This window comes from Fredinandcohnia quinoae (assembly GCF_022427965.1).
Taxonomy (GTDB): Bacteria; Bacillota; Bacilli; order Bacillales; family Bacillaceae_L; genus Ferdinandcohnia; species Ferdinandcohnia quinoae.
Genome location: NZ_JAKTTI010000017.1, coordinates 1 through 12473, shown reverse-complemented (window position 1 = coordinate 12473; position 12473 = coordinate 1). Strand labels below are relative to the sequence as shown.

Annotated in this window: 8 protein-coding genes; 5 read left to right on the top strand and 3 right to left on the bottom strand. The window is 35.9% G+C overall.

Annotated elements, in window-relative coordinates; translation table 11 throughout:
* Positions 1 to 257: 257 nt before the first annotated feature.
* Entirely contained in the window at positions 258 to 1553 is a 1296-nt protein-coding gene (locus tag MJG50_RS11575) for a sensor histidine kinase (protein WP_240255895.1), read from the bottom strand.
* Positions 1546 to 2232 (bottom strand): response regulator transcription factor, encoded by a 687-nt coding sequence (locus tag MJG50_RS11570; protein ID WP_240255894.1) that lies wholly within the window; start codon positions 2230 to 2232, stop codon positions 1546 to 1548. The genes MJG50_RS11575 and MJG50_RS11570 overlap by 8 nt, the downstream gene beginning before the upstream one ends.
* 176 nt (positions 2233 to 2408) lie before the next feature.
* On the opposite strand from MJG50_RS11570, the gene MJG50_RS11565 reads away from it, so the two are divergent.
* From MJG50_RS11565 to MJG50_RS11550, 4 genes are all read left to right on the top strand, one after another.
* Positions 2409 to 4511: a carbohydrate-binding domain-containing protein gene (locus MJG50_RS11565; protein ID WP_240255893.1), complete on the top strand. Its 2103-nt coding sequence runs from the start codon at positions 2409 to 2411 to the stop codon at positions 4509 to 4511.
* 405 nt (positions 4512 to 4916) lie between these two features.
* On the top strand, positions 4917 to 6206 hold the full coding sequence (locus MJG50_RS11560) for an ABC transporter substrate-binding protein (RefSeq protein ID WP_240255892.1): 1290 nt from the start codon (positions 4917 to 4919) through the stop codon (positions 6204 to 6206).
* A 253-nt stretch (positions 6207 to 6459) separates the two neighbouring features.
* The gene (locus tag MJG50_RS11555; protein ID WP_240255891.1) at positions 6460 to 7323 is read left to right on the top strand and encodes a carbohydrate ABC transporter permease; all 864 of its coding nucleotides are present in this window, start codon (positions 6460 to 6462) and stop codon (positions 7321 to 7323) included.
* A gap of 146 nt (positions 7324 to 7469) precedes the next feature.
* Positions 7470 to 8240, top strand: coding sequence for a carbohydrate ABC transporter permease (locus MJG50_RS11550; RefSeq protein WP_240255890.1), 771 nt, complete (start codon positions 7470 to 7472; stop codon positions 8238 to 8240).
* 64 nt (positions 8241 to 8304) lie between these two features.
* Here the strand turns inward: MJG50_RS11550 and MJG50_RS11545 are convergent, their stop codons facing one another.
* Positions 8305 to 11391: an efflux RND transporter permease subunit gene (locus tag MJG50_RS11545; protein ID WP_240255889.1), complete on the bottom strand. Its 3087-nt coding sequence runs from the start codon at positions 11389 to 11391 to the stop codon at positions 8305 to 8307.
* Positions 11392 to 11487: 96 nt separating this feature from the next.
* Between MJG50_RS11545 and MJG50_RS11540 the strand changes: the two genes are divergently transcribed.
* A complete protein-coding gene (locus MJG50_RS11540; RefSeq protein WP_240255888.1) occupies positions 11488 to 12321 on the top strand; it encodes a TetR/AcrR family transcriptional regulator in 834 nt (277 codons plus the stop codon).
* Positions 12322 to 12473: the final 152 nt, after the last annotated feature.

Genomic DNA, 12473 nt, shown 5'->3' with positions numbered 1-12473 from the left:
AAACCTTAAACAAACCTTAAAATAAATTCTTGGGACAAAAATAGCCGAACTAATTCATACTTGCTTTCTGAATTAGTTCGGCTATTATTTATCGGTACATTTCCACAAATTAGGTGTGTAGGCCGTATTAAATAGAAATCCCGCCGGATACTGGAATGGAAATCATACGATTTAATTTTAAACCAAAAGACTGTAGGCCTAACTCAATTTCCTACGAGTTTGACTACAGTCTGAAGAGATTACTAATGGGAAATCTCTTATTTTGGTAGTTTTATTTTAAAGGTGGTTCCTCTTTTATCATTTTGTATTACTTTAATTGTTCCGTTATGCTTTGTAATAATCCAGTGGGCAATTGATAATCCAAGTCCAACTCCCCCTGTTTCTCTGGAACGGGCTCTGTCCTCTCTGTAAAAGCGGTCAAATATATACTTCATATTCTCATCTTTAATACCTATTCCAGTATCTGTTACTTCTAAAATAATCTTTTGATCCTCTGTATATGTTTTTACCCCGATACTATCATTATCATTCGTGTATTTTAACGCATTATCTAATAAAATCACTAAAAGCTGGTGAAAACGTACTTCGTCTGCTTGGATCGTACTATTGCAGCTTAAATGTAACCAAAAATTCTTATCCTGTGACTCTGCAATTTCTTTATAAGGACTACATACGTTTTTGATGAAGGTGTCAACATGAATAGGTTGCTTAACAAGCTGTGTCTCCGCTGAATCAGCCCTTGCCAATGTTAGTAAGTCCGAGGTGAGCTTAGACAATCGTCTCGTTTCGGATAAACTTAAGGCAATACTTTCAAATTTATCAGCAATCCTGTCCTGTGGTTTCGTAAGCAGTAGTTCTAATTTATTTTGAATGATTGTTAATGGAGTCCTGAGTTCATGTGACGCATTTTCAACAAATTCTGCCTGTTTATTCCAAGAGTGAATGATGGGTTGCATCATTTTTCTAGACAAAATATAGCTAGCAGAAATAGAAAGAATGATAAAGATAGCCGCACATATAGTGATAAGCTTTTCAAAGTTAGACATAATCGTTTGTTCTGCATCAACATTTATCATAAGCTGTGTATAAGCTATATCATCATCCTTGTTAGTGTCCTTGAAGAGAATATATCTAAAATGATATAGATTATTAATTGTTGTCATTGTAATTTCATCGATGTTTGATGGATCAAGATGATAATCTTGAAGATAGTTTTCGTAAAACAACGATCCAATTTGGTCCTCATTTACGATATTCCCATCTTTATCCCAATTTAAGACAATCATTCTTGGATTCGGAATCCCCCTTTGACGATCTTTCGGAGGTCTGGGACCGTTATCCTTATTTTGAGGCGGCGAATTTACATCATTAAGCATATTATCTACTAACATTTCCTTGAAGGATAAAAGCTCCTCGTCCGTTTTGGAAAATAAGGTCTGTTGAACTTGGCTAAAAATGATAATGCTAAAAATTGTAAAGATAACAGTAAAGGCAATTAAGTTGAATAACATAAATTTAAGCTGTTGATTCCTAAATATTTTTTTATTAAACATCACCTTCACCATTTTCCTGAAGCATATAACCTAACCCACGGAAGGTTTTAATATATTGATCGTATCCGAATTTTTTTAAATTTTTCCGTAAATTGCTGGCGTATACTTCCACAACTGTTGTTGAGGTATCAGATTCAAATCCCCATATCCGATCAAAAATTTGTTCTTTCGTTAATATCGAGTTTTTATTGTTAATTAAATACTCCAGTAAATCGAATTGTTTTCCGTTCAGCTTAATGATCTCTCCATGAATTTCAGCAGTTTTTGTTTTTAGATTTAATTTTAATTCTTTAAATGTAATTACATTTTCCTTTAATAGCCCTCCAGACCTTCTAACCATTGCCTCTAATCGTAGCAAAAGCTCTTCACGATGGAATGGCTTCACTAAATAGTCGTCGGCACCTACTTTAAAGCCATGGATTTTATCATCAATTCCATCTTTAGCTGTTAGCATAATAACAGGTGTTGTAATCTGTTTCTTTCTTAAATGCTGTAATACCTCATATCCATTCATATGAGGTAACATGATATCTAAAATAATCACATCGAATATATTTTGCTCAGCTAGAAATAGCCCCTCTTCACCATCAAAGGCTTGTTCTGTTTCAAACATTTCATTTGTCGTCTCACAGATGGAATCAGAGAGATATTTATCATCTTCAATGATTAATAATTTCATATACAATCTCCTTTTATACGATTTAAAGCTCCAAATCAATATGTTAGATTATAATGCCAAATGGAAGAATTGCAAAATAATCATACATTGATAGAACTCTTTAAGGTTTGTTTAAGGTTCGTTCTTAATAATGTGCATATAGGAGAAAGAACTCGTAATAAGAAAAGGAGTCTATTATGAAGAAAAAGAAATCAAAAATAATCCAAGCGGCGTCAATCCTTATTTGTACTACATTTTTATTTTCTTGCAGCAATGACGCAGAGAAGAGTGATGCACAAATAAAAGTAGAGAGTTTAAGTTCAATTGGGGATCGAGACATTTCGAGTGTAATAAGTGAGAATGTGAAATATACGGATGATGATTTTAATAGTAACTGGAAAAATGACACGTATACTTCGATTCAATTGGACGGAGCAAATACTAGTTTTGAAGGTGACGGAGGAGTATTGATCACGAATAACATCATTACGATCCGAACATCAGGTGTTTATGTTATAAGTGGGAAGCTTGATGATGGCCAAATCATCGTTGATGCAGAAGACAAAGGGTTAGTTAGGCTAATTTTAAATGGTGTAGACATTACGTCGACTACGAATGCCCCAATCTTTGTTAAAAATGCTGAAAAGACGGTCGTTTCATTAGAGGAAGGTACAGAAAATGTTTTAACCGATGGTAAAAAATATGTATACGAGGATTCTACGACTGATGAACCGAATGCAGCCCTTTTTAGTAAGGATGATCTGACTATTAATGGAAGTGGAACATTAGTTGTGAATGCCAATTATGATAACGGTATTTCCAGTAAGGATGATTTGAAAATTACCGATGGTACAATTCAAATTGATGCTGTTGATGATGGGATAATGGGAAGAGATTTAGTTGCGATTAAAGAGGGAAGTTTTACGATAAAGGCTAACGGTGATGGAGTTAAGTCTACGAATGACAAGGATGAAACTAAAGGAATAATCGTGATCGAAGGTGGAACTTTCGATATTGATGCAGCAAATGATGGAATACAGGCTGAAGCTTCATTATTAATCGCCGAAGGGAACTTTTCAATTAAAGCCGGTGGTGGAAGTCCAAATCGTATAGCAAGACGTGAAGGAAACATGCCTAAACCAGGTGACGAAAATACAAATTCTATTGATACTGAGAGTGAATCAGAGAGTATGAAAGGATTAAAGGCAGAGATAGAGGTTGCAATTGGTGGAGGGAAATTTGACATTGATACAATGGACGATGCTGTTCATAGTAATAATAGTATAACAATACTTGATGGGGACCTTAAGATTGCTACCGGGGATGATGGAATTCATGCAGACTCTGCTATTCATACAAAAGGCGGCAAGATTAATATTACGAAAAGCTATGAAGGGATTGAGAGTAAAATCGTAACCATCACTGATGGGAATATTCGTGTAATAGCGAGTGACGATGGAATTAATATTGGTGGGGGCAATGATGGCTCAGGTATGGATATGCAGGCCGACTCTGAGGAAAGTCTTCTATCAATTAATGGTGGATATATATATGTTAATTCTGAGGGAGATGGGCTAGATTCAAATGGTTCGATTGAGATGACAGGTGGAGCGGTAATTGTGTCTGGACCGACGGAAAATAATAATGGTGCTCTAGATTATGATCAGAGCTTTATAATAAGTGGTGGCACCCTTATTGCTTCGGGAAGTTCTGGAATGGCAATGGCAACATCTGAAGAATCCACACAGCTCTCAATACTTATGAGCTATTCTGAGAAGCAAGAGGCAGGCAAAATTGTTCATTTAGAAGATAGTGATGGTAATGCGATTATGACCTTTACACCTGATAAAGACTATCAATCTATTATGATTAGTTCACCAAAATTGAAGAAGGATACGTCATATGTTCTTTATTCAGGAGGAAAATCAACAGGAAACGATACGGATGGCCTTCATACAGATGGGGATTATCAAGATGGTACTAAGGTTGTTGAATTTACGATTGTTGATTCTGTCACATGGTTAGATGAATCAGGAATAACGACTCCTAAAAGTTCAGGTCCAGGAGGCCAAGGAAGACCTGGTGGTGGATTCCCAGAAGGGCAGGGTCCTCAAGGTAATCCTGGTGAACAGAACCCACCAACAGGGAAACCAGGTGACATGTTTTCAAATGTAGATGAAGAAACAAAGGAACAAATTCAAACAATTATGGAACAAGAAAGGGAAGGAACGATTACTAGGGAAGAGGCAGAAAAGAAGCTTAAGGAACTTGGCATAGAGTTTCCTGGAGGAAGAGAATAATAAAGTTTTAGGACTCTGACAAGGATTGGGATAATGATCCTTGTCCTTTTTTTGTGCATGGGAAAATAGGACTATCAACTTATATGGACCCTTTATTCAGATTTTTTTAAAAAATATAAACTTTTTGGTGTAATATGAAAAAGAAGGTGTTATAATTGTTCATAACATTATAATGTTATAAGTTATTCGTAATGCCGTTAAATAAGTTAAAAAGAATAACCTACCATATCATAGCGAATCACCAAAAGTCTACTAGATAAGAAATTCAGCGTTCGTTCAAATCAAAATCTACCTCAAAGAATACATACATCAAAGAAAGCGTTGTCATTGCAAGTGAAAATTGGTTTAAGCATTTGGATCCTATCCATTTGTTTATAATAAAAAAAAGTTAAAAGGGGAGTTTACATGAAAAAGAAAAGCTTTAAGTTAATGTTAGTGATTATGGCTATGTCACTTTTACTTCTTGCAGCATGTAGCGGCAAAAGTAGTGGCGGAGAAAAGCCGGATGATGGTGGGAAAAAGGATCCTGATAAGGCAGCTGAAAAGGTTGAGTTACGTGTAGTTACTACAATGGCTGGTACTGACCCTGCAGGTAAGGTATTCCAAGAGGTTCTAGATGAGTTCCAAAAGCAAAACACAAATGTTACAATCGTAAATGATTCACAATCAGCTGATGCTGGTACAATCCGTACAAAAGTAAATACAGATTTCTCATCTAATAATGAGCCTGAATTAATGTTCTTCTTCAACACAATTGATGCTCAAGGTATTATCGAAGCAGGTAAGGTTGTTGACCTTGAAAATGCAGAAGGTGTAGACCTATCTGGATTCAACTCAATGCTTGAGCAACAAAGAAACAAAGATGGAAAAATTTATGCTGCACCACAATCTGGTTTCTATGAAGGTCTATTTGTAAACAAGAAGCTTTTCGAAGAGAATAACGTTAAAATCCCTACAACATGGGAAGAGTACGAAGCAGCTATCGAAGCGTTCGCTAAGACTGACATTATTCCAGTTGCAGCTTCTACTGTAGATTCTTATTATGTTGTTGAACACTATGCACTAGCTGCTGGTGGTATTGATAACTATAATGCAAAGCTTTCTGATAAGAATAAAGCTTGGGCAGAAGGATTAGATAATATTGCTAAGCATGCGAAGATGGGTGCATTCCCTGCTGACGCAGCAACAATCGATTTAGCAATGGCTGCAGATTTATTTAAACAAGAACAAGCTGCAATGATTTATGAAGGTTCATGGTTCTGGGGCCAAATTGAAGAAGCAGGTATGGCTGAAAATGTATCTGTTATCCCTGTTCCTGTATATGGTGATGGAGGACAAACTGGTGATTTAGTTGGTGGTGCTTCTCAAGGTTGGTTCATTAGCCAAAAAGCATTTGACGATGAAAGTAAGAAAAAAGTGGTTGTAGATTTATTCAACTTCATTACATCTGAAGCTAACTTACTTAAAATTGTAGGTGCAACTGGTCAACCACCAGCAAAAGGTGCGTTAACTGATCTATCTGAACACATTGCTGCTGGCCACAAATTAGTAGCTAATGCAACTGCAGTATCTATGCCTATTAATGACCGTATTTTACCTGAAGCATTTACATTCATTCGTGAGAGTGTTCCTTCAGTTGTAAACGGTGACAAAACAGGTGCTCAAGTTATTGAAGAAGCAGCTGCAATGGAATAATAAGTAATAGAATAAGAGATTAATAGTATTTTAATCTGCTTTGCTGTACTGATAAGATGTTAATTCAACCACGAATAAATGGTGTTTGAATATAGCTCTTAATTAGTGAAACTATCCACCAGTGAGGAGGACCTGGCTGGTGGACGTTTTACTATAGTGACTGCGAGGCAATTTTAATTTAGTAGAGATGTTCAAAAGGTCAGCTTTATCCTCCTTTTTGAACACATATTATTTAGTAAAAAAGGAGCTTCTTATGAAAGGTGACAAACTTTATGCATTCCTTTTCTTAACACCGGCTTTTCTTATTTCAGGGATCTTTTTGTATTATCCGTTTTTTGAGAACTTTAAGCAAAGTTTTTATAAGACAGACGGTTTCTGGAATTCAACTTTTATCGGGTTCGATAACTATATAAGACTTTTCAACGATGTAATCGCAAGAAAAGCAACATTACATTCATTGGAGCTTATGCTTTATGTTGCTATTTTCCAAGTGGGTATTGCTTTAGTCCTTGCTATTATGGTCGATTCCATTAAGCGAGGAGCAGGCTTTTATCGAACAACCTTTTTCTTTCCAATTGTAATTTCTGGTGCTGCGATCGGTTTGCTTTTCACACTTATCTATAATTACCGAAATGGTCTACTTAATGAAATATTGGTTAGCTTCGGGTTTGATCGTGTCTTGTGGCTCACAGAAAAATCCGCGCTGTATATGGTTGCCATCCCAACCGTTTGGGGCTATGTAGGGTTTTACTTTATCATTCTTTTAACAACCATTCAGAAAATCCCTCAAGATTTTTATGAAGCAGCGACGTTAGAAGGAGTAACTGGCTTTCAAAAAATGACCAAAATCACCTTGCCTTTAATAGTTGGAGATATGAAGACATGTTTGGTATTGGCAATTACAGGTGCACTTAAAATATTTGAACTTGTGTACATCATTACTAAAGGTGGACCAGCACGGGCTACCGAGGTATTAGGTACTTATATGTATCAAAAGGCGTTCACTGACGGAGTAATTGGTTACGGTGCTACCCTAGCAGTTTTCATGGTATTTATTGGACTTTCCCTAGCATTTATAACCAATAAATTAATGAAGAGTGAAGACTTAACTTACTAAGATTACTAGAAAAGTGGTGAAAGGAATTGGAAGTAGTAAGAAATACTGGAAGGCAACTTACTTTTTGGGAAAAGACCCAAAGGAATCTTTTTTCAAAATCAAAGTATGGAAAAATATTTATTTATGTATGTTTAACAATATGGTCAATGACAACCATTTTTCCTTTAGCGTGGGTAGTATTAAACTCATTTAAACAATCAAGGGAAATTATTACAGATACATTTAAATTCCCTTCAGATCCTACATTACAAAATTATATTAATGCTTTTGAAACAGTCAATATAGGTAGAAGCTATATGAATAGTATTATTATGTCTGGATCTGTTGTGTTTTTCACCCTTCTATTTGGAGGTCTAGCTGCTTTTGCGATGTCACGAATGAAATTCAGAATAAGAGGTTTCCTACAAACTCTTTTAATTGCAAGTTTACTTATTCCAGCATTCGCAACAATTGTGCCAGTATATCGAATGATGATTAAAATGGATCTAGTTAACACGTATTGGGCACTTATTATTCCTCAAACTGCAGGAAATCTTCCTTTTGCTATTCTCGTTATTAGTGCCTATATGGCGACAATCCCAAGGGAGTTAGAAGAAGCATCCGTTATGGACGGTTGTAATCGTTTTTCGCAGTTTACAAGAATATTCCTCCCAATCTCATTACCATCATTTGCTACGGTTGGTACGTTCGTATTCTTATGGTCATATAATGATCTTTTTGCGTCACTTGTTCTTGTATCGCATGAAAAAGTGGCACCAATCGTTGTATTGTTATCTAATGTAAGTTCACAATATGGGACAGACTATGGCTTAATGACAGCAGCGATTGCGTTAACCGTAATACCAGTTTTAATTGTTTATTTACTTGCTCAAAAGACATTTATAAGAGGTGCAACAGCTGGAGCTGTTAAAGGATAAAGAACGATAAAAAAAGCCCTACAAGATGAACTTGTAGGGCTACTTTATTGGAAAAAAAGCAATCTTAGTTTTCCTCTTCTTCTCTTCTGTTTTTCTTGAATAGCTTAGATAGCATTTCGTAGACGATTGGTACGATAACTAATGTTAATAGTGTTGAACTTGTTAATCCACCAATAACCGTAATTCCAAGTCCTTTCGAAATTAAGCCACTACCACCTTGACCAATTGCTAATGGGATCAATGCTCCGATTGTTGCAATTGCTGTCATTAGGATCGGACGTAGTCTTGTTGCGCCAGCCTCAAGAATTGCTTCACGCATACTCATTCCACCTTCACGTTCCATCCGAACAATCCGGTCAACGAGTACAATTGCATTCGTGACGACAATACCGATTAACATTAAGAGTCCCATCATAACTGGTACTGATATGGTTTCTCCGGCAATTAATAACCCAACGAATGAGCCGATAACTGCAAATGGTAACGAGAACAGGATTGCAAATGGTGCAACACCTTCACGGAATGTAACAACTAGAATGAAGTAGACAATAGCAACTGCTGCAGCCATAGCTACACCAAGCTGTGTGAATGTTTCATTCATATCTGCTTGAACACCAGCAACACCAACAGTTACACCCTTAGGTAAGTCTAACTTATCAACTTCCTTATCAAGCTTTGATGTAACTTTGGAAATATCATCACCTTCGATTGTTCCTGAAACTGTTGCATAGTATTCACCTTTACTACGAGCTAACGTATTTAAGGTTGTACCTTTTTTAACAGTTACAAGCTCAGAAAGCGGAATTGTCGTACCAAGCGGTGTTGGTACAGGTGTAGCTAAAATATCATCGATTGATTTAGGTTGTGCAGCCTGTTCTTGCTGAACAATTACATCTAGAGATTCACCATCTTTTTCAATCGTTGTGATCACATCTTGCGTGTTATTCGGGCTTAACATCATGATAATTTGTCCTGTTGTTAAACCTTTCATAATCAGTTCATCTTGGGCTACATTGAATGTATGCTCAACATATGCATCTTCTGTACTAGAAGAAACATCTTTTAAACCATCTGTTTTATTAAAAATGCCTTCAACCTTTTGCACAGATTGATTTAGTTTTTCTAGATCTTCACTATAGAATGTATAGCTGACTTCATTAGTTGACATCGACATTGATGAGAAGTTTTGACTCTTCCATTCACCGGATTGACCAATATTGAATACATACTCCTCAATATCTTCACGAGCTTCTGGGAAGTCTTTCATATCAGGATCAAAGATTAAGTACATTAATGCTCCACCTGATCCGCCACCCATCATGGCAGACATCTCATCTCCACTCTCGGTTATAGAAACTTGGACGATATCAATATCTTCACGTTTTAGTAATTCTTCTTCAACTACACTTACATTTTCTAATGTATCTTCCATAAGATCGCCTGTTTTTGGCGTATATGTTAAATACATGACTTTTTCTTCTTCACTACCTAGGAAGCTAAAACCAATTAAAGGTGTTAATGCGATGCTTCCTGCTAATAACACAATAGCGATAATGGATGTAATCACCTTATGGTTAAGTGCTTTATTAAGGATACCTTTATACCAAGTTGCTAACTTACCAACTTCTTTATGGCTTCCTTCTTTCTTTTCGCCATATAACTTCTTCTTAAATAAGAAGTGTGATAATGCTGGAACGATCGTAATTGCAACGATCAATGACGCTCCGAGTGCAAATGCCATTGTTAATGCGAATGGTACGAATAGTTCACCAACCATTCCACCAACGAAAATAAGTGGAGCGAATACCGCTACTGTAACTAATGTTGATGACAGGATTGGTTTGAACATCTCGATTGTTGCTTCACGAACAAGTGCACGACCTGTTAATTTTTCTTCTTTTAAATGCAGTCGCCTATATATATTCTCGACGACGACAATGGAGTCATCAATTACCCGTCCAATCGCAACTGTAATTGCCCCGAGGGTCATAATATTTAACGTAATATCCATCCAGTTCAATAGCAGTAGTGCCATGAAAATAGAAACTGGAATAGAAACGATCGATATGATGGTTGATTTAATATCACGTAGGAATAGAAGAATAATCAAGATAGCAATTAAACCACCGAACAGAGCCTTTTCGACCATTGTAAATACAGACTCTTTGATTGGTTCACCTTGGTCAAGTGATACATCGATAACAAGACCATCAATTTTTGCCTTTTCATCTTTGATTAATTCTTTCACTTCGTCTACAACATCAACTGTATTAGCTTGCTGGCCTTTGACGATTTGAATGGCAATAGCATCTTTACCATTTGTGCGTGAAACGGATTGAACCTTACCAATAACTTCAATTTTTGCTAAATCACTAAGTTTCACAAATGGATTTGGATTAGTAGCTGATGGAGTTACAGGGATTAGCATATTCTTAAGTTCATCAGCTGTCATGAACTTGCCATCAACTGCAACTGCTTCTTCGCCTTCTTCAAACTCATAAAGACCTAATGAAACCGCCATGTTACTAGCTTGAATCATTTGTTTTACACTGTCTTCTGTCAGTTTAAGTTCTTCCATTTTTGCTTTATCATACGTAAGGTCTACCTCATTAATATGTTGACCCGTAATTGTAGCAGAAGCTACACCGTCTATTTTTTGAATCTTTGGAAGTAAAATATCTTCAACTGTAGATGTTAATTCAACAATATCTTCTTTTGTACTACTAACACTGAGTGCAACGACTGGCATCATATTCATACTAATCGCTGTAGTTGTTGGAGCCTGTGCACCTTCAGGTAAATTCAATGAATCTAGTGCTGATTTTAATTCGCGTTTTGCTTCGTCCATATCGGTACCATATTCATATTCAACTTGAATGCTCGCCATATTAGAATATGAATTTGAATATACTGCTTTTACATGCTCTAGATTCTCAACAGCTTTCTCTATTGGCATGGACACGTCTTCCATTACCTTTTCAGGAGTTGCACCTGGGTACACATCCATTACCATCAAATATGGAATTGAAATATTTGGAATGGTCTCCATATTCATTCTAGTTCCGGAATAGATCCCGGATACAGTAATGATGATTGTCAATAGCCATACGGCTAGTTTATTTCCAAGAACAAAATTGACTAAACCTTTCACGATTACACCTACCCTTATTTGACTTTATAAACCCATTTCCCTATAATAATGACTAATCGGTCATTTGTCAACAAAAGACTATAGGAGCGTAACTAGATGGTGAAAAAACAATTAATTATGGAAAAGGCAATTGAACTGTTTGCTAAGCAAGGATTCGAAGCAACATCAGTTCAACAAATTACAGAACAATGTGGAATATCAAAAGGTGCTTTTTACTTATCCTTTAAATCAAAAGGTGAGTTGATCGTGGCATTGATTGACCACTTTATGATGCAATTCACTTCTGATATTGACCACTTAGTCAGATATTCAAAAGATGATGAACAACTATTATATAAATTTTATTATGCTACATTTACAGCTTTTAATAAGCATTCTGATTTTGCTAAAATTCTTATGAAGGAACAAACACAATCTTTAAATGAAGAATTCTTAGTGAAAATGCATTATTATAACAGAATAGTTGAAGAAAATATCCAGAATATGCTGGAACGTCTATATGGTGACGAGGTTAATCAAATAAAATACGATTTGGTCTATTGTGTTAAGGGCTTTATGAGTATGTATTCAGAGCTCTTTTTATTTCATAAGCTGTCATTAGATATGGAAACACTGTGTGAGTCATTAGTAGAGAAAACGAGGCTTCTTGCAAAGCATACAACCATTCCTTTTATAACAAAAGAGATAATCGGAATGACCAGAACGCAAATAGAGGAAGTAACGAAGGAACAAATTATTGATGCCATCGATCAAAAAATAGAAGAAATTGAGGAGCCTATTGTTTCAGAGTCAATGGTATTATTAAAGCAACAGCTGCAGGTACCAAATCATAGTCCTGCAATTGTGAAAGGATTATTAGAAAATATTCGGAATCACCCACATTGTAAGTGGATTTCATATTTAATTCGTAGTTATTTTCAATTATATTAAGTAGAAACATCCCTATGTTACATTAAGCAATGTAATATTATTAGGGGCATGGTGAAAATCGGTTATTGAAAAAGTGCTAAACCATAGGGTTTAGCACTTCAGACTGTAGACAAACTCGAAGATTTTCGAGTTTGCCTACAGTTTTTTTTCAT